The following is an 18,412-nucleotide window of genomic DNA, read 5'->3' on the forward strand; positions in this document are numbered from 1 at the left end:
CTTTTTATTTTGATATAATTTACTAGGTAATTAGAATTAGTTAAGGTAAATGATTTACCTTCTTTTTAATTTTTAAAAAATAATTTATTAAGGAGTCCGAAATTGAAAAAATTATCTGCACTTATGCTAGGTTTTGCGAGTGTATTCTTTTTATCAGGGTGTTCAGCACAAGATAGAAGTGGTACATTTTATGAAACATTTGTAAAACCTATGGATATGTTTTTAAGTAAAATACATGAATATGTTGGTAGTTGGGGATGGTCAATTGTAATAATTACATTAATCGTACGTATTATAATCTTACCATTTATGTTAAACAACTATAAAACACAAAATAAAGCTCGTCGTGGGCAAGTATTGGCTCGTCCAGAGTTAGAAGTTGTTCAAGCTAAACAAAAAGCTGCTCGTGAAAAAGAAGCTCGTGCAATATCTAATGAAGAAAAAACACAAGCTCGTGCTGAATTAATGGAGCTTCAAAGAGAACAAATGGCAATTATGAAAAAATATGATGCTAATCCTATCAGTGTAGGAGGATGTCTTCCATTACTTATTCAAATGCCATTCTTAACAGGTTTATTCTTTACGCTAACAAATCCGCTTTATTCAGCAGGAATTATTGATTCTACATACTTAGGAATATTTAGTTTAGGAACAAGATCATATGTATTACCAATAATAGCTTTCTTGGTTTATGCAGCTCAAACTAAATTAACTATGGCAATAAATCCACCATTAGTACAACCGGGTCAAGAAGCAATGCAGGGACAAATGCAAATGATGCAATGGTTAAGTCCTGTAATGATTGCAGTCTTCTCATTCTGGGTGGCTGGTGCTGTAGCCGTTTATTATATTGTTGGGGGATTATTCTTAATATTCCAAACATATCTAGGATATAAAATTTACCCACCATATAAACCTGAAAAAGAGAAAAAACAAGAGTTCGATCCAAATAAAGTAACACTTGTTTCAAACAAGAAAAAACGTAAATAATTTTATAAAGAAACCTTAAGTAAAACTACTTAAGGTTTCTTTGTTTTATGAGAAAAAATATAAGTGTTATAAAATAATAGCTATTATTTTGGAATATATCAAAATATTTGATATAATATACTTAGTAATAAGAAAAAAGAGGGTGAAGACATGAAGGTATCAGTAATAGGTGCTGGAAGCTGGGGGACAGCTCTTTCACAAGCAATAGTTGATAATAAAAATGAATTGTTACTTTATGCGCGTAGCGAAGTAGCAAGGGATGAAATTAATAATAACCATACTAATAGTAGATACTTAAAAAATATAGTACTTCCTGATGAAGTTAAAGCTACTAGTGATTTAGAAGAAGCGGTTAAATTTGCAGATGTTATCGTAATAGCGGTTCCTACAAAAGTTATGAGAGAAACAGCTAATAAAATTAATCAATATTTAGATAAGCCAAAATACATTATTCATGTTTCTAAAGGATTAGAGATGGATACAAATAAACGAATGTCAGAGGTAATCCAAGATGAAATAGATCCTCAAAACCTTAAAGGTGTAGGGGTACTTAGTGGGCCATCGCACGCTGAAGAATTAGTATTAAGAAATCCTACAGTTGTTGCAATAGCTTCTGAGAATAATGAACTAACTAAAGTGGCTCAAGAAATTTTCCACAATAAGTATTTTAGAATATATGTAAATAAAGATATAGTGGGTGTAGAAGTAGGGGGAGCCCTAAAAAATATTATAGCTTTAGGTTGTGGAATTATTGATGGTATGAAATATGGAGATAATGCTAAAGCTGCTTTACTTACTCGTGGTTTAATTGAAATTACACGATTAGGAAAAAAATTAGGTGCAGATGAAATGACCTTCTTAGGATTAGGTGGAATTGGTGATTTAGTTGTAACATGTACATCTAAACACTCTAGAAACTATAATTGTGGTTATTTAATAGGACAAGGATATTCATTAGAGCAAGCTATAGAAAAATTAGATATGGTAGCTGAAGGTGTTAGAACAACTAAAGTATGTTATTTCTTATCGAAAAAATATAATGTGTATATGCCAATAACTGAAAATATCTATAAAGTTCTGTATGAAGGACTTAGTATAAATGAATGTGCAGATAATTTAATGAAAAAAATGGCCGCAGAAGAACTAAATAAATTTGAATAAGGGTATATACAGGGATAATATTTATATACATTTAAGATGAAATACTAGTTTTTTGATAAAAAACTGAAAAAAAATGCTGATTTTTTAGTTTTTTCGTTAGTAAAAGCTTGATTATTCAGTGTTTATATGGTAATATTTAATAAGTGAAACGGGTAACCGTTACTCAATTATGGAGGTAAAGAATTAATGAATAAATCAGAATTAATTTCAAAAGTTGCTGAGAAATCAGGACTACAAAAAAAACAAGCAACTGCAGCTATCGAAGCATTCGTAGAAACAGTTGAAGAAACTTTAGCTAAAGGTGAAAAAATCCAAATTATCGGATTTGGTAACTTTGAAGTAAGAGAAAGAGCTGCTCGTAAAGGACGCAACCCTCAAACTAACGAAGTTATTGAAATCGCTGCAAGCAAAGTACCTGCATTCAAAGCTGGTAAAGCTCTTAAAGACGCAGTTAAATAATTAAATTTAATTCAGAAGAGGAGTTACTTAAAAAGTAACTTCTTTTTTTTAAAAATGGAGGTTAATTTTGAAAAATAAAGAACAATCACAACAACTAATTAAAACTTTATTAGAAAATATTGGAGAGGATACTTCAAGAGCTGGATTACTTGATACACCTAAACGATGTGTAAATATGTATGAAGAATTATTATCTAAAACAAATGTTGATCCCAAAGAAGAAATTAATACATTTTTTGAGTCAGATAACGATGAACCTATTTTAGTAAAAGATATTCAGTTTTATTCATTATGTGAACATCATATGCTTCCGTTTTATGGAGTATGTCACATAGCATATGTTCCTAATAACAGAAAAATAACAGGGCTTAGTAAACTTGCACGTCTAGTCGAAAGTGCTAGTAGAAGACTACAAATTCAAGAAGATATGACATTAATGTTAGTCAATGCAATTGAGGAGCAATTACAACCTAAAGGTGTCTATGTAATAATAGAAGCGGAGCATATGTGTATGGCTATGCGTGGAATTAAAAAAATAGGATCAAAAACAGTTACTAGCAAAAAAACTGGTATTTTCTTAGAAGATTCAGAATTAGTTAAAGATATTCAATATAAAATTAAATTATAATTTGAAATAACGTGGAGGAAATTATGAAAGAGATTAGTTATATTATTATAAGGGCAGAAGTTGATAATGTAAAAGTAATAACAAAAAAAACTAATAATGAAGAAGTTCTTGAAATACTAAATAAAGGTGAAGTCATTATTCTTAATGTTTTTGATAATATTGTAAATTTTAAAGTTAAGGGTAGAGCAAGAATAGTATCAAATCTTGATCAAGTAGTTTCTGAATAAAAAAAATCGCAGAAAATAATCTGCGATTTTTTTATTAATATTAGAATAGTAATTTATCTGCTCCACCAAGTTTATAGTCTAAAGCAGCCATAGCAAGTACGTTAATGAAGTGCCATGGACGGTCAAATTCCGGTTGGAAGAAGATATCAGCAAGTGCTAATTGTTCTAGAGTCCATTCAGCTGAAATTGCTATTGATAAAGCTGCAATAGCGCTAGAAATATCATGTTTAGACATAAATTGAGCACCTAAAATTCTGTGAGTATCTTCATCGAAGTAGATTTTCATATGAACAAGATTGTTTTCTTTTCTCATAAAATCAGGGTAAATGCGTTCTTCTACATATTTAGAAGCAACTTTACCATCATAAAGTCCAACACCATTTTGTGATAATCCAGTACTTACAAATTTGTAATCAAAGAATGATAATGCAGAAGTACCATTTACTGCAGGCATTTTAGTTTTTTGTCCCATTGCATTTAATGCAGCAACTACACCTTGACGACGTGCTAATGTTGCCAATGCAATTGGTAACTCTCCACGAGTTGGTGCATAAGGAAGAATTGTAGAATCTCCTCCAGCATAAACATCTTTAGCTGATGTTTCTAAGTATTCGTTAGTTACAACGAAACCACGTTCAGTCATCTCTAATTCTTCACTTAACCAAGAAGCATCTGGACGAACACCAACAGAAACAATAACAGTATCGGCTTCGTATTCACCTTTGTCTGTAACAACTGAAGTTACTTTTCCATTTTCACCTTTAAATGAAAGAACTTTTTCCCCACCACGAACTTTAAGGTTATGTTTAGCACCTTCTTCAGTTAAAATATCTGTAAGTTCTTGGTCTAAGTATGTGTTTAATATTCTTGGAGCAAAGTCAACGATAGTTACATCAATTCCTTGTTTTGCATAAGATTCAGCAACTTCAAGTCCAATATAACCCCCACCAACGACTACCGCTTTTTTACTGTTTTGCATACAATCGTAAACAGCTTGTGTGTCTTCTGGTCCACGGAAAGTGTGAATATTTTCTAATTCGATTCCTTCAAATGGAGGCTTTACAGCAACTCCTCCAGGACTTAATAATAATTTATCATATGACTGTTTTTCTTCACCAGCAGGTGTTTTTACTACAACATATTTTTCTTCTGTATTTAATTTAATAACATCACTATTACAGTGGATGTTAATCCCTTGAGAACGGTAAGATTCTTCATTAGCAAAGTGTAGTTCAGATAATGCTTTAGATGTCCCATCTAAATATGATTGACTACCTCATCCCATAAATGAAGCCCCAGCGCCTCTTTCATATAAATGAATTTCAGCATTAGGTTCATTTTTTAAAATAGTTTGAACTGCTTCGTAACCGAAGTGAGAAGTTCCAACAACTACGTATTTCATACGATTTCCTCCTTTTTATTTTGAATTAATTTCCGTATAATTACTTTTTTATACAAATAGAATTTTAACATGTTATAAATTGATATAAAAATAATTTGCTTGAGATTATTGATTGAAACTCATAAATAAGATGTTCTTTTTACATTAATTTATATTTAAGAATATAAAGAATACATTGTAATATTTTGATTTTAATACACTATTAATATTAATAAAATAACACTAAAATTTAAAGTTTGATTTTTTTTGACTTTTGTTTTAATATAATAATTAGACATGTAATAATTAGATGAGGTGAATATATGATTAAACCATTATTTGATAATATTTTATTAAAAAAAGTTGAAGAAGAAAAATCAACGGCTAGTGGTATTGTACTAGCAGCTAAAGAAGAAACTTCTAATATTGGAATTGTTGTAGCTTTAGGAGAAAGCTGTTTGTTATCAAAAGATAATGAAGGTGAATTATCAGAAGGAAGTAAAGTAGTATTTTCTGATGAATTTAAAAAAGTTAGTTTTAAAAATGAAGTATTTTATTTAGTTAATGAAGAAGAAGTTCTGGCATTAATAGAAGAATAGGAGGAAATATGGTAAAAGAATTAAAATTTTCAGAAGATGCTCGTCAATCGATGAAACGCGGTGTAGATAAACTTGCTAATGCAGTAAAGATTACTTTAGGACCTAAAGGAAGAAACGTTGTATTAGATAGAAAATTTGGTTCTCCGTTAATTACTAATGATGGAGTTTCTATTGCAAAAGAAATAGAGCTAGAAGATCCTTATGAAAATATGGGTGCAAAATTAGTAGCTGAAGTTGCTAATAAAACAAATGAAATAGCAGGGGATGGAACTACAACAGCCACAATTTTAGCCCAAGCAATGATAACTGAAGGTCTAAAGAATGTAACTAGTGGTGCTAATCCAATTGGTATTAGAAAAGGTATGGAAAGAGCTGTAAAAGTTGCTGTTGATAAGCTACATGAAATAAGTATTACTGTAGATTCTAAAGATAAGATTGCTCAAGTAGGAGCTATATCTGCTGCTGATGAAGAAGTGGGTAAATTCATATCAGAAGCAATGGATAAAGTAGGTAATGATGGAGTAATAACTATCGAAGAGTCTCAAGGGTTAGAAACAACTTTAGAAGTAGTAGAGGGAATGCAATTTGATAGAGGTTATTTATCACCATATATGGTAAGTGATACAGAAAAAATGATCGCTGATTTAGATAATCCTTATGTTCTTGTAACAGATAAAAAAATTAACGCAGTACAAGAAATACTACCAGTGCTAGAGGAAGTAGTTGCTGCTGCCAAACCATTACTTATTATAGCTGATGATGTTGAGCAAGATGCGGTATCAACATTAGTAGTAAATAAACTTCGCGGGACATTTAATGTTGTTGCTGTTAAAGCTCCTGGTTTTGGTGAGAGAAGAAAAGCAATTTTAGAAGATATTGCAATATTAACAGGTGCAACGTTAATCACAGAAGATTTAGGTTTAGATTTAAAAGATGCAAATATTACTATGCTTGGTAATGCAGCAAGAATAAATGTTACTAAAGATAATACTGTTATTGTTGGTGGAAAAGGTGATAGAGAAAAAATTGAAGCACGTACACAACAAATTAAGGCTCTTTTTGCTGATTCAAGTTCAGAATTTGATAGAGAAAAACTTCAAGAAAGACTTGCTAAGCTTTCAGGAGGAGTTGCAGTAATAAAAATTGGAGCAGCTACAGAAACAGAGTTGAAAGAAAGAAAACTACGTATTGAAGATGCACTAAATTCTACTAGAGCTGCAGTAGAAGAGGGGATTGTTCCAGGTGGAGGAACAGCTTTAGTACAAGTAATATCAGAAGTAGAAAAACTAGAAGCTACAGGAGATGAACAAACAGGAATAAATATAATCAAAAAAGCGTTAGAAGCCCCTGTTCGACAAATTGCTGAAAATGCAGGATTAGAAAGTAGTGTAATAGTTGCTAAATTAAAAGAAGTTGAAATAGGATTTGGATTTAATGCTGCAACAGAAGAATGGGTTGATATGATAAAAGCAGGAATAGTAGACCCTACTAAAGTAACACGTTCAGCATTACAAAATGCAGCAAGTGTATCAAGTTTATTCTTATCTACAGAAGCAGTTGTAGCGGATATTTCAAAAGAAGAAAATAATATGCCTCAAATGCCTATGATGTAGATATTAGAACAAAATATTTGAATAATTAGTTGCAATAGTTTAATATATTAATTAAGAAAATATAAGGAGATAGGAAATAATGAGAGAAATCACTGATAAAGAATTTTATGAGTTATCAAAAACTGATAGCGTAAAAGTATTTGACTTTTGGGCACCTTGGTGTGGACCATGTAAAATGTTAGCACCAGTATTAGAAGAAGTTTCTAACGAATTAACTAATATTGAATTTTACAAAATTAATGTAGATGAAAATCAAGAAGCTGCTGGTGAATTTGGAGTAATGTCAATTCCTACACTATTAGTTATGAAAAATGGTGAGGTACTTGAAGAAAAAACAGGTTACCAACCAAAAGAAGCATTAGTAGAATTGCTATCTAAATACTAATCTACTAAATTTAAAATAAAGCTAAAAGAGGTTACTGTATTTGTAGTAACCTCTTTTTCATGAAAAATTAGATGAGGCTATATATTATCCTCATCTAATTTTTTTTAATTATTAATAATTTTTTAGATACTGTTCAACTTCCCAATCTGTAACTTGTGTTCTAAATGAATCCCATTCTATAGATTTTGCTTCAATAAAATTATAAAAGATATGAGATCCTAATGCTTCTTTCATTATTGGTGAAGCTATTAATTCCTTAAGAGCTGTATAAAGTGTAGAAGGTAATTCATCTATACCATTAGCTAGTCTTTCTTCTCGAGTCATAACATAAATATTACTTCTTACTTCTTCAGCAGGAGTAAGTTTATTTTCGATACCATCTAAACCTGCAGCAAGTATAGTTGACATTGCTAAATATGGGTTGGCAGCTGGATCTACAGATCTAACTTCAACACGTGTAGATTTTCCGCGAGCAGCAGGTATACGAACTAGAGGTGAACGGTTTGATGTTGACCATGCAACATAACAAGGGGCTTCATAACCGGGTACTAAACGTTTATAAGAGTTTACTGTAGGGTTACAAACTGCTGTAAAGCTACGAGCATGTTTTAAAATACCCGCTATAAATTGTGATGCTATCTCAGACAAACCATTTTCACTATTAGCATCATAGAAGCTATTCTCCCCTTTACTAAATAGAGAAACATTACAGTGCATTCCTGATCCATTTATTCCAAACATAGGTTTAGGCATAAATGTAGCATGTAATCCGTGTTTTCTAGCAATAGTCTTAACAATTAATTTAAATGTTTGGATATTATCACAAGCTGTAATTACATCATCATATTTAAAATCAATTTCATGTTGACCAGGTGCAACTTCATGATGACTTGCTTCAATATCAAAACCTAATCGTTCTAACTCCAGTACAATATCTCTACGTACATTTTCACCTAAATCTACAGGGGCAAGATCAAAGTATCCACCATGATCATTTAATTCAAGACTAGGTTCTCCGTTTTCTTTCAATCTAAACAAGAAAAATTCAGGTTCAGGTCCAAGATTTAAAGTATCGAATCCAAGTTTATTCATTTTAGCTAACATTCGTTTTAAATTACCTCGTGGGTCTCCTGCAAAAGGTTTGCAATCAACTGTGTATACATCACAGATAAAACGTGCAACCTTACCATATTCACTGTCCCATGAAAATACTAAAAAAGTATTTAAATCAGGGTATAGGTACATGTCACTTTCTTCAATACGAACAAATCCTTCTATAGAAGAACCATCAAACATCATTTTATTATCTAATACTTTTTCTATTTGGCTAACAGGTACTTCAACATTTTTAATAGTACCTGTTATATCAGTAAATTGTAATCTTATATATTTAACATTTTCTTCTTCGATAGTTTTTAAAATTTGTTTTTTAGTAATTGTTTTAACCATTATATCTCCTCGTTTTATATAAAAAACTAATATTAGAATTTATTTTTTTTATTATTGTAAAATCTTGATAAATCACCACGTCCAATAGAGCGTTCTCTAGGTAAACCATTAGGGCCTGCAAATATATCATGATGTATGATTTGTCTAATTTGTGTTGTTTCTTTAGAAACAGTTTTACCATTTATTATTTCATCAATAGCCTTTATATTAAAACCTTTGTTTAATAATTCTTTAATTGTTAATAAGCTATCAATATCATTTAATGAAAAAAGCCTTGTATTACCTTCAGTACGTTTTGGAGTAAAGAGTTTTTTTTCTTCATAATATCTTATCTGTCTGGCGCTAAGTTGAGTTATTTTTGTAACAACTCCAATTGAAAAAACAGGAAGATTTTTTTGAAATTCCTTAAACCCCATAGAACCACCTCTCTTTTGGAAATTTAGTGAAATATTTATATTGTAACTCGCACTACATGTTCATATTAACATAAATTAATTGTAAAATAAAGTAAATGTTATATAATCTGACATCAACTTTTAGTGCTTTAATAAACCTTATATAAATATTTAAATAAATGGGTTTTAAAAATTAGAAAATCATGCTAAAATATATAGTATATAATATTGAAGAAAGGATATGTATAATGCCAATAATTTATTCTATTTTAGTCTTTATACTTTCTTTTGTTTTATTATTGGGTTCATATATAGCTTTAGTAGCTACTAATAAAATAAAAAAAAGAAGAATGGATAAAGTTTTGAGACTAGTGGCGGCATATAGTTTAGTCGTTGCTTTAGTATTTTGTTATCAGACATTATATTTATAGTTTGATAATTACAATTAAATAAAACGTTTGGATGTGAAAAAATTGAAGAAAGATTCCTTGTTTAAAGGAACTGCGCTACTGAGTATTAGTTTATTACTTACTAAATTGTTGGGTGCTGTATACCTTATACCTTTTTATCAAATAATAGGTGGAGAGGAGCAGATGGCTCTTTTTAATTATGGGTATAGTTACTATGCAACAATTTTAGAAATTTCGGCTGCAGGTACTCCATTGGCGATAGCGAAATTAGTTGCTAAGTATAATGCCCTTGAGCAATATGATGTTAGTAGAAGAATCGTTAAATTAGGTTCATGGTTACTTGTTGTTATGGGGATGTTAGGTTTTTGTATCTTATTCTTTGGTTCTGATTTTATTTCGGAACAAATATTAATAAGTAAACAACAAAAATTCTTACCATCTGATGGTGCTTTAGTACTTAAAAGCTTAAGCTTTGGTATACCTTTAGTATTAGTATCGGCTGGATTTAGAGGATTATTCCAAGCTCATGAAATTATGCTTCCATCAGCTTTAAGTCAGTTTATAGAACAAGTAGTGAGAATAGCATTTATGCTTGGAGCTACATATTTTGTTATGAGAGTTCTTGGCTATGGTGTAGTGGAAGGTAATGTTACAGCAACTTTTGCAGCTGCGGTGGGAGCAGTGTTCTCTTTACTAACTTTACTTTATTTTTACAAAAAATATAGCCATGGCTTAGAGTACAGGCAGCATGATTCTACCAACATATATAAACCAACTAAAGAATTGGTAAAAGAATTCTTTTCTGTGTCAATTCCTTTTATATTTATTGTTGGTTTATTCCCTATACTGAATATTATAGATCAACATAACTTTATTCATGGTATGACTGCAATTGGAAAAGCGAATATTGTAGATGGAAGATTTTCATCACTACAATTAGTTAATAAGGTTGTAATGATTGCTGTAGCAATAGCTCCGGCATTCTCTAGTACATTTTTACCTTCGATTACGAGGTTATACGCCTTAGGTGATAAAAAAAGTGTTAGTATTCAAATTAATAAAGTTATATTAGCTCTTATGATGATAGTGCTTCCGGCATTAGTTGGTATGTATATATTAGCTGATCCGTTATATTCAGCATTCTATAGTAGGAGTTTAATAAATGCAGATTTATTAAGATTTTATTTACCTCTTGCTATTTTATATTCTCTTTACAGCTTAACGAGTATAATTATGCAAGCAATAAATAGACAATTAATAAATTTAATAACAATAGTAGTTGGTTTGATAGTTAAATTTGCTACTATTACACCATTTGTTATGAGTTATGAAACTAATGGTGTTGTGCTATCATCAATGGCTACTTACGTTACAATGATATTAATGAATTTTGTTGTTATTAACTTCGAGATTAAATTAAGAATCGTTGAGTTTGTTAAAAAATTTATTAGTTTAGCAATTTCTTGTTTTATTATGTTTATTGCGGTGGCGGCAGTATATGAGTCAATTATTGGAAACTTTGTTATAGAATCAAAATTATCTAGTATGACAATAATAATTATATGTGCTGTTGTTGGTGGTATATTGTACTTCTTTGTTTTAAATAAATTAGAATTTGTTGAATATTTATTTAACAGAAAAGTTAGCATTAAATCACTGATTAACCGTAGGAGAAGAGTATAGTGAGATTAGATAAGTATATTAGTAATATTACTGAATATAGTAGAGCAGAGACAAAAAAAATAATAAAAAAGGGTGTTTTAGTAAATAATGTTTTAGTAAAACAACCAGATTATCAAGTTGATGAAGAAAATGATCAAGTAGTTATTGATGGAAAATCTCTTTTTTATCAAAAATATGTATATATAATGATGAATAAACCTGGAAATATTATATCAGCTACTGAAGATAAAAAAGATACTACTGTTATTGACATATTAAATGAAAAGGATCGCTTATTTAAACCTTTTCCAGTCGGACGACTGGATAAAGATACAGAAGGACTTATGTTACTTACAAATGATGGTGAACTTGCTCATAAATTAATATCACCTAAAAAAGATGTAATAAAAAAATATTATGTTGAAGTTGACGGAGAATTAAAAGCTGAGCATGTAACGATTATTAGAGATGGTGTTGTTCTCGAAGATGGATATAAAACAAAGAGTGCAACACTAGAAATACTTACTTCTAATACTGAAAAAAGCAGTGCTTATATTAGTATTACAGAGGGGAAATTTCATCAAGTTAAAAGAATGATGAAATCTCTAGGTGTTAAAGTAACATACTTAAAAAGATTATCTATAGGTAGTCTAGTTTTAGATGAAAGTTTAAAATTAGGTGAATATAGATATTTAACAGATAAGGAACTAAAAAAATTAAAAAAATAATGGAGGGATATATTATGAATATCGTTTTCAAACAAGAAGTTCAAAATCATAAGGAGGATCTATTAAAAGATTTATTTGAGTTATTAAGTGTAAATTCAGTTTTAGGTACTGATATAACTGAAGAAACACCTTTTGGTAGTGGACCTAGAAAAGCTTTAGATTTAATTCTATCATTTGGAGAACGTGATGGTTACAAAACAAAAATAGTTGAAAATAAAGCTGGTCATATCGAAGTAGGGGAAGGTGAAGAATTATTTGGTATTCTTGGTCATGTCGATGTTGTACCTGTTGTTGAAGCGGACTGGATTAGCCATCCATTTAAACCTGAAGTTAGAGATGGTAAGATTTATGCTCGTGGATCATTAGACGATAAAGGACCTACAATGGCTGCATATTATGCTGTTAAGCTGCTTGATAAATTAGGAGTGAAATGGAATAAACGTGTTAGATTAATTGTTGGTAGTGATGAAGAAACTGGATTTAGATGTGTTAAATCTTATTTTGAACACGAAGAACAACCAGCTTTAGGATTTACACCTGATGCAATGTTCCCATTAGTATACGCTGAGAAAGCTAGAGTAACATTTGACCATAATCTTATTTTTAAAGATGAGGAAGGAAACTATGATTATAAATTAGTTGAGTTCAATGCAGGTCAAGTTTTGAACATGGTAGTAGCTAGTGCTGAAGCAAAACTTAGCGGTGAAGAAAAAGATATTAAAGAAAAATTTGAAAAATTCCTTTCTGATGAAAAATTAGAAGGAGAAGTAAATTCTGGAGAAGTTATTACATTAGTAGTAAAAGGGAAAGCAGCACATGGATCAACACCACAATTTGGTATAAATGCAGGAACTAAATTAGCAGAATTTTTAAATACTTTAAACTTAGATACAAATGGTAAAAACTATGTAAAATATATTGCTACTAGATTAGCAAATGATCCATTTGGTAAAGAATTAGGTATTGAATATTCTGATGATGAAATGGGAGCATCAACATATAATTATGGTATTTTTAAATATGATCCAGTAGAAAAAGTTGGAGTTGTTAAAACTGACTGTAGACATCCTAAGAATTTTGATTTAGTTTCTAAATTAGAAAAATTACAAGAAGAAAATATTAATATTGTTGTAACAAGTACAAAAGAAGCACATTATGTTCCAAAAGATGATGAGTTAGTTACTACATTGGTAGATGTGTATAGAAAACATACAGGTGATACTAAAAATGATGCGTTTGTATTAGGTGGAGGAACATATGCTCGTTGCCTTAAAAAAGGTGTAGCATTTGGACTTCTATTCCCTGGTAAACAAGATACAATGCACCAAGCTAATGAATTTTTAGAAATAGAAGATTTACTATTAGCTACAGCTATTTACGCTGAAGGTATCTACAAACTTTGCTGCGAATAAAATTTTATAAAAATATTTATTCAAAGAAGTAAAAAGAATTAATATATACAAGTGAAAAAACATTCTCAAAGATATTTGTATTTAAAAAATGATGAAATAATTAAAATATCTTTGAGAATTTTAATTATCTTTAAAAATATTATCTTGAAAAAAATTAATAAAAATTGTAAAATATATATTGCATTACAGTTTAGTAAAAGAGAGTTATAGAGAAAGGAGAAGTATTATTATGTCTAAAGAATATTATCAAATGGGCTGGACATTAGATGATAATTATGAAGAAGATTATTTTTGTTCTAGAGATAATCATCGCTATTTTATTAAGAAAAATACTACTCCAATGATTGCAACACTTTCTGCTGAAGGTATTGTACCGACTCTCAGATGGACTAGAAGAATGAGTAATGGAGATGTTTTAATTGCTCAAGATTTTGAAAATGGTAGAACTTTGGATACTAAAGATATGACTGATCCACGTATACCTGAAATATTAAGAAAAGTCCATAGTTCACCAAAATTAAAAAGAATTATGCAGGCACAAGGATATCAGGAAGAAACTGCACATAGATCATTAGCTAATCTTAAATCATTAATTACTGATGATTTAAGAAAGAATAAGAATATTCTTTATGCGATAAATTATTTAGAAAATAATTTACCTGAGGATAAGATTGAGTATACACCTTGTCATACGGATTTACATAAAGATAATTGGTTACTATCAGATAAAGGTAAATTGTTCCTAGTAGACTGGGAGCATGCGATATTAGGGGATCCAGCTATAGATATATCATTTATTCTTTATAGATATATTCCACAGAATATGTGGGGAAAATGGCTTGAAATTTATGGTCAAAAACCTACTTTGAAGTATAGAAATAGATTGAAATGGTATATTACTTTACAGTCAGTAATTATGATTGTATGGTTCCATGAAAAGAAATTATTCTCAGATATGAATAATTGGCTAGTATTTTTAGATAAAATTTTTAATGAATATATATAAGCATTATTAAGGAGAAACCTAAATAATGCTTTTATTTTTTTTGCAAAAGGTGTAAAATAATAAAATAGAGATAATTCGGATACGGAGAAAAATAATGAATATAAAAAAGTATAAGCTTTATTTAATTGATTTAGATGGTACTATATATAATGGAGAAAAGGAAATAAAGTATGCTAAAGAGTTTATTGAATATTTAAACAATAACAAAATAGATTATTTGTTTTTAACAAATAATTCGACAAAAGAACCTGAAGATGTAGTTAAAAAATTATATGATTTAGGAATCCAAACATCTGAAGAGCATGTTTACACATCTAGTGAAGCTACTAAAGCATATTTAATAAAAAAAGGTTATAAAGATATATATATAATAGGAGAAAAAGGATTAAAGGAGACGTTAAGTTCATTTAATCAACATTTAGATTTAAATAACGTAGAGGCTGTTATTGTTGGTTTAGATAGAGAGCTTACATACGAAAAACTAACAGTTGCAACTAGAGCGGTTCTAAGTGGAGCTGAATTAATAGGAACTAATCCGGATACCTTACTTCCAACAGCAGAAGGTTTTATCCCAAGTAATGGAGGGCAAATAAAATATTTGGAGCATGCAACGAGTACTGCTGCTACAGTAATTGGAAAACCTAATAGAATAATAATGGAAAGTGCGATGAATTTGTTTAATTATAATAAAGATGATATAGTTATGGTTGGAGATAATTATGATACTGATATAATGTCTGGTATTAATAGTAATATTGATACAATTCACGTTCAAACTGGAGTTACAACCTTAGACCAGTTAAAAGAAAAAGAGATTCAACCAACGTATACAATAGAAGATTTATCAAAATTAATAGATTAAGTATAAAATAGGAGAATAAAATGATTATAAAAACTGAAGAACAATTAGAAAAAATGAAAGAGATAGGTTTCATTTGTGCAACTATAAGAGATGAAATGAAAAAGAAAGCAGTACCTGGAGTATCTACAAAAGAATTGGATAACATTGCAAAGGAATTATTTGAAAAGTACGGAGCTAAATCAGCTCCAATAACTGAATATGATTTTCCAGGATATACTTGTATATCATTAAATTATCAAGCTGCACACGGAATTCCATCTAGCGCAAAAATTCTAAAAGATGGAGATTTATTAAATATTGATGTTTCTGGTTGTAAAGATGGATATTACGCTGACACAGGTGTTTCATTTGTAGTTGGTGAAGTAGATGATATCATGAAACAGAAAGTATGTGAAGTAGCGGAAGAAGCTTTCTATGAGGGAATAAAACATGCTGTAGCAGGTAGCAAAATAAATCAAATTGGAAAAAATATACATAAAAAAATAAAAGAACATAAATTAGAAGTTATTGAAAATTTAACAGGGCATGGAATTGGGACTTCTTTACACCAAGAACCGCAACATGTATTTAACTACTTTGATCCATGGGATAATTTATTATTAAAAGATGGTATGTGTTTAGCTGTTGAACCTTTCGTATCAACTAAAGCTAAGATAGTTACAAATACAGATAAAGACGATTGGGAATTAGTCGCAAAAGATGGTTCTTACATTGCGCAATATGAACACACAATAGTAGTTCGAGAAAATCAAGAGCCATTAATTTTAACTAAAATAGATTAATAATTTTTATAATAAGTTGACAAGATAGAAAAAATGTTTTAAGATACTACTTATTAAAAAGATAAATGGAGAGAATCAAATGGCAGAAAATTTAGTAATAGTCGAATCTCCTTCAAAAGCAAAAACAATTGAAAAATATTTAGGGAAAAAATATAAAGTAATATCTTCAAAAGGTCATGTAAGGGACCTTCCTAAAAGCAGAATGGGAGTAGAAGTACAAGATAATGGTAGTATAGGAGTAGATTATATTTCTATTCGTGGTAAAGGGGATGTTATAAAAAGCTTAAAAAAAGAAGCAAAAGGAAAGAAAGTATTTCTTGCTTCCGACCCTGATAGAGAAGGAGAAGCAATAGCATGGCATATTGCACATATTTTAGGATTAAATAGTAACGATGTAAATCGTGTTGTATTTAATGAGATTACAAAGGATGCTGTGAAAGATGCAATTAAACATCCTAGAAAAATCAATACAGATTTAGTACAATCTCAACAGGCGAGAAGAATATTAGATCGTCTAGTTGGTTATAATATATCACCTGTATTATGGAAGAAAGTAAAACCAAAATTATCTGCAGGACGAGTTCAAAATGCAGCATTAAAGTTAATTGTTGATAGAGAAGAAGAAATCCAAAACTTTATTCCACAAGAATACTGGACATTACCAATTGGCTTTATAAAAAATAGAAAGGTACTAACTGCAAATTTCTATTCATTTAAAGGTGAAAAGATAAAACTAGAAAGTAAAAAAGATGTTGATAAGATAAAAAAAGCAATTAAAGGAGAAACATTTAAAGTAATAGATGTTGCAAAATCTAAGAAAAATAGAAATGCTCCTAATGTATATATAACATCTACAATGCAACAAGATGCTTCTAGAAAAATTAATTTTAAAACACGTAAAACTATGAGCGTTGCTCAAGAATTATACGAAGGAATTAACTTGAAAAAACTAGGAGGAGTTACTGGGCTTATAACGTATATGAGAACAGACTCTACTAGGGTATCAGACGAAGCTATGAAGATGGCTAGCGAATATATAACAAAAAATTATGGTAAAGAATATTTAGCTACTTCAGTTAGAACAAAAAAATCAAATAAAAACATCCAAGATGCTCATGAGGGAATACGTCCAACAAATATTAACTTTACTCCTGAAAGTATTAAAGAATATTTATCAAATGATCAATATAAACTTTATAAATTAATTTGGGAGAGATTTGTAGCTAGTAGGATGAGTCCTGCGGTTTATGAAACTATATCAACTACTTTTGAAAATAATAAAGTTGTTTATAGAGGAGCAGAGTCTAAACTACTATTTAATGGTTTTTTAGCAGTCTTGAAAGAAAAAGAAAAAGTTAAGTCTGTTCCTGAATTTGAAGTCGGAGAAGATGCTAAAATAAAAAGCATAGATGAAGAACAACACTTTACGCAGCCGCCAGCCCGTTATTCAGAAGCGAAACTTATAGCTGAATTAGAAGATTTAGGTATTGGCCGTCCATCAACATATGCGACAATAGTTGATACATTGCAAAAACGATATTATGCTAAACTACAAAATAAAGTATTTACACCAACTGAATTAGGTACATTAGTAAGTAAAATAACAGAAGAGTATTTTCCTGATGTAATAAATACTAAGTTTACAGCAAGTCTTGAGAATCAACTTGACGATATTGCAGAAGGTAAGGCAGAGTGGGAAAAAACAATTTATGATTTCTATTCTGGATTTAGAAAAGATGTTGAAAAAGCAGAGTCTGAAATGGAAAAGGTAGAAATTAAACAAGAACTAACCGGGGATAATTGCCCAGAATGTGGTTCGCCATTAGTATATAAATTAGGTAAATTCGGTAAATTTATCGCTTGTTCAAACTTTCCAGAGTGTAGATATACTAACACAATTCAGAAAAAAGTAGGGGTTACTTGTCCGAAATGCCATAAACATGATGTACTAGAAAAGAAATCAAAAAGAGGAAAAGTATTTTATGGTTGCGAAGGATTTCCAAAATGTGATTTTGTTTCATGGGATAAACCTATAAATCGACAATGCCCAAAATGTAATAACATCCTTTTTGAAAATAAAAAAGGTGTCTACTGCAATAATTGTGATTACAAAGAAGAAATTAAAAAATAAATATATAATAAGTCAGAAAATATATAATTTTTCTGGCTTTTTTATTTTTATAGCAAGGTTATCAAGAAAACGTTTTTATAAATTAAAGAAAATATTGATAATATAACAGATAAAAGGTTTACATTGAAGATA

Annotated in this window: 19 protein-coding genes; 16 read left to right on the top strand and 3 right to left on the bottom strand. The window is 29.9% G+C overall.

The window, feature by feature from the left end:
- Positions 1 to 102: 102 nt before the first annotated feature.
- The 5 genes from T369_RS0104435 to mtrB all read left to right on the top strand — a co-directional run bounded on the left by T369_RS0104435 (position 103) and on the right by mtrB (position 3,465).
- Positions 103 to 990, top strand: a complete 888-nt coding sequence (locus T369_RS0104435) for a YidC/Oxa1 family membrane protein insertase (protein WP_031552272.1) — start codon at positions 103 to 105, stop codon at positions 988 to 990.
- Positions 991 to 1,140: 150 nt separating this feature from the next.
- Positions 1,141 to 2,151 (top strand): NAD(P)H-dependent glycerol-3-phosphate dehydrogenase, encoded by a 1,011-nt coding sequence (locus T369_RS0104440; protein ID WP_031552275.1) that lies wholly within the window; start codon positions 1,141 to 1,143, stop codon positions 2,149 to 2,151.
- A 186-nt stretch (positions 2,152 to 2,337) separates the two neighbouring features.
- Positions 2,338 to 2,610, top strand: coding sequence for an HU family DNA-binding protein (locus T369_RS0104445; RefSeq protein WP_003144688.1), 273 nt, complete (start codon positions 2,338 to 2,340; stop codon positions 2,608 to 2,610).
- 67 nt (positions 2,611 to 2,677) lie between these two features.
- The gene (gene folE / locus T369_RS0104450) at positions 2,678 to 3,238 is read left to right on the top strand and encodes a GTP cyclohydrolase I FolE (protein WP_006363431.1); all 561 of its coding nucleotides are present in this window, start codon (positions 2,678 to 2,680) and stop codon (positions 3,236 to 3,238) included.
- Positions 3,239 to 3,261: 23 nt separating this feature from the next.
- Positions 3,262 to 3,465, top strand: a complete 204-nt coding sequence (gene mtrB / locus T369_RS0104455) for a trp RNA-binding attenuation protein MtrB (protein ID WP_031552280.1) — start codon at positions 3,262 to 3,264, stop codon at positions 3,463 to 3,465.
- A gap of 40 nt (positions 3,466 to 3,505) precedes the next feature.
- Here mtrB and T369_RS0104460 read toward each other — a convergent pair whose 3' ends face one another.
- Positions 3,506 to 4,867: an FAD-dependent oxidoreductase gene (locus tag T369_RS0104460; protein WP_210727755.1), complete on the bottom strand. Its 1,362-nt coding sequence runs from the start codon at positions 4,865 to 4,867 to the stop codon at positions 3,506 to 3,508.
- 302 nt (positions 4,868 to 5,169) lie between these two features.
- On the opposite strand from T369_RS0104460, the gene T369_RS0104470 reads away from it, so the two are divergent.
- The 3 genes from T369_RS0104470 (at position 5,170) to trxA (ending at position 7,443) form a co-directional block, all read left to right on the top strand.
- Positions 5,170 to 5,445, top strand: a complete 276-nt coding sequence (locus T369_RS0104470; RefSeq protein ID WP_006363428.1) for a co-chaperone GroES — start codon at positions 5,170 to 5,172, stop codon at positions 5,443 to 5,445.
- 8 nt (positions 5,446 to 5,453) lie between these two features.
- Positions 5,454 to 7,058 (top strand): chaperonin GroEL, encoded by a 1,605-nt coding sequence (gene groL, locus T369_RS0104475; RefSeq protein WP_031552288.1) that lies wholly within the window; start codon positions 5,454 to 5,456, stop codon positions 7,056 to 7,058.
- 79 nt (positions 7,059 to 7,137) lie between these two features.
- Positions 7,138 to 7,443 carry a thioredoxin gene (gene trxA, locus T369_RS0104480; protein WP_031552292.1) on the top strand — a complete coding sequence of 102 codons (306 nt, stop codon included), beginning with the start codon at positions 7,138 to 7,140 and terminating at the stop codon, positions 7,441 to 7,443.
- A gap of 111 nt (positions 7,444 to 7,554) precedes the next feature.
- On the opposite strand, the gene glnA is transcribed toward trxA, so the two are convergent.
- Positions 7,555 to 8,892: a type I glutamate--ammonia ligase gene (gene glnA, locus T369_RS0104485; protein ID WP_031552295.1), complete on the bottom strand. Its 1,338-nt coding sequence runs from the start codon at positions 8,890 to 8,892 to the stop codon at positions 7,555 to 7,557.
- A gap of 32 nt (positions 8,893 to 8,924) precedes the next feature.
- Positions 8,925 to 9,308 (bottom strand): MerR family transcriptional regulator, encoded by a 384-nt coding sequence (locus T369_RS0104490; protein ID WP_006363425.1) that lies wholly within the window; start codon positions 9,306 to 9,308, stop codon positions 8,925 to 8,927.
- Between the two features lie 227 nt (positions 9,309 to 9,535).
- Here T369_RS0104490 and T369_RS0104495 point away from each other — a divergent pair, with 227 nt between their 5' ends.
- The 8 genes from T369_RS0104495 (at position 9,536) to topA (ending at position 18,280) form a co-directional block, all read left to right on the top strand.
- Positions 9,536 to 9,718, top strand: coding sequence for a hypothetical protein (locus T369_RS0104495; protein WP_006363424.1), 183 nt, complete (start codon positions 9,536 to 9,538; stop codon positions 9,716 to 9,718).
- Between the two features lie 33 nt (positions 9,719 to 9,751).
- Positions 9,752 to 11,380, top strand: coding sequence for a putative polysaccharide biosynthesis protein (locus T369_RS0104500; protein ID WP_233417880.1), 1,629 nt, complete (start codon positions 9,752 to 9,754; stop codon positions 11,378 to 11,380).
- A complete protein-coding gene (locus T369_RS0104505; protein ID WP_031552300.1) occupies positions 11,380 to 12,087 on the top strand; it encodes a pseudouridine synthase in 708 nt (235 codons plus the stop codon). Before T369_RS0104500 ends, T369_RS0104505 begins: the two co-directional genes overlap by 1 nt.
- 14 nt (positions 12,088 to 12,101) lie before the next feature.
- The gene (pepV, locus tag T369_RS0104510) at positions 12,102 to 13,499 is read left to right on the top strand and encodes a dipeptidase PepV (RefSeq protein ID WP_031552303.1); all 1,398 of its coding nucleotides are present in this window, start codon (positions 12,102 to 12,104) and stop codon (positions 13,497 to 13,499) included.
- A 229-nt stretch (positions 13,500 to 13,728) separates the two neighbouring features.
- On the top strand, positions 13,729 to 14,505 hold the full coding sequence (locus tag T369_RS0104515) for a phosphotransferase family protein (RefSeq protein WP_031552305.1): 777 nt from the start codon (positions 13,729 to 13,731) through the stop codon (positions 14,503 to 14,505).
- A gap of 100 nt (positions 14,506 to 14,605) precedes the next feature.
- On the top strand, positions 14,606 to 15,367 hold the full coding sequence (locus T369_RS0104520; RefSeq protein ID WP_035496389.1) for a TIGR01457 family HAD-type hydrolase: 762 nt from the start codon (positions 14,606 to 14,608) through the stop codon (positions 15,365 to 15,367).
- 20 nt (positions 15,368 to 15,387) lie between these two features.
- Complete coding sequence (map, locus tag T369_RS0104525) at positions 15,388 to 16,149, top strand: type I methionyl aminopeptidase (RefSeq protein WP_031552311.1); 762 nt, start codon at positions 15,388 to 15,390, stop codon at positions 16,147 to 16,149.
- 79 nt (positions 16,150 to 16,228) lie between these two features.
- On the top strand, positions 16,229 to 18,280 hold the full coding sequence (gene topA, locus T369_RS0104530; protein ID WP_031552313.1) for a type I DNA topoisomerase: 2,052 nt from the start codon (positions 16,229 to 16,231) through the stop codon (positions 18,278 to 18,280).
- The last annotated feature ends 132 nt before the right edge of the window (positions 18,281 to 18,412 follow it).

This window comes from Gemella sanguinis ATCC 700632 (assembly GCF_000701685.1).
GTDB classification, from domain to species: domain Bacteria; phylum Bacillota; class Bacilli; order Staphylococcales; family Gemellaceae; genus Gemella; species Gemella sanguinis.

Bases quoted from the DNA above. Each gene is read 5' to 3' on its own strand.
- pepV (WP_031552303.1), top strand. From the start codon at position 12,102: ATGAATATCGTTTTCAAACAAGAAGTTCAAAATCATAAGGAGGATCTA.
- groL (WP_031552288.1), top strand. From the start codon at position 5,454: ATGGTAAAAGAATTAAAATTTTCAGAAGATGCTCGTCAATCGATGAAA.
- T369_RS0104470 (WP_006363428.1), top strand. From the start codon at position 5,170: ATGATTAAACCATTATTTGATAATATTTTATTAAAAAAAGTTGAAGAA.
- trxA (WP_031552292.1), top strand. From the start codon at position 7,138: ATGAGAGAAATCACTGATAAAGAATTTTATGAGTTATCAAAAACTGAT.
- T369_RS0104490 (WP_006363425.1), bottom strand. From the start codon at position 9,308: ATGGGGTTTAAGGAATTTCAAAAAAATCTTCCTGTTTTTTCAATTGGA.
- glnA (WP_031552295.1), bottom strand. From the start codon at position 8,892: ATGGTTAAAACAATTACTAAAAAACAAATTTTAAAAACTATCGAAGAA.
- mtrB (WP_031552280.1), top strand. From the start codon at position 3,262: ATGAAAGAGATTAGTTATATTATTATAAGGGCAGAAGTTGATAATGTA.
- T369_RS0104445 (WP_003144688.1), top strand. From the start codon at position 2,338: ATGAATAAATCAGAATTAATTTCAAAAGTTGCTGAGAAATCAGGACTA.
- topA (WP_031552313.1), top strand. From the start codon at position 16,229: ATGGCAGAAAATTTAGTAATAGTCGAATCTCCTTCAAAAGCAAAAACA.
- T369_RS0104440 (WP_031552275.1), top strand. From the start codon at position 1,141: ATGAAGGTATCAGTAATAGGTGCTGGAAGCTGGGGGACAGCTCTTTCA.
- T369_RS0104495 (WP_006363424.1), top strand. From the start codon at position 9,536: ATGCCAATAATTTATTCTATTTTAGTCTTTATACTTTCTTTTGTTTTA.
- T369_RS0104515 (WP_031552305.1), top strand. From the start codon at position 13,729: ATGTCTAAAGAATATTATCAAATGGGCTGGACATTAGATGATAATTAT.
- map (WP_031552311.1), top strand. From the start codon at position 15,388: ATGATTATAAAAACTGAAGAACAATTAGAAAAAATGAAAGAGATAGGT.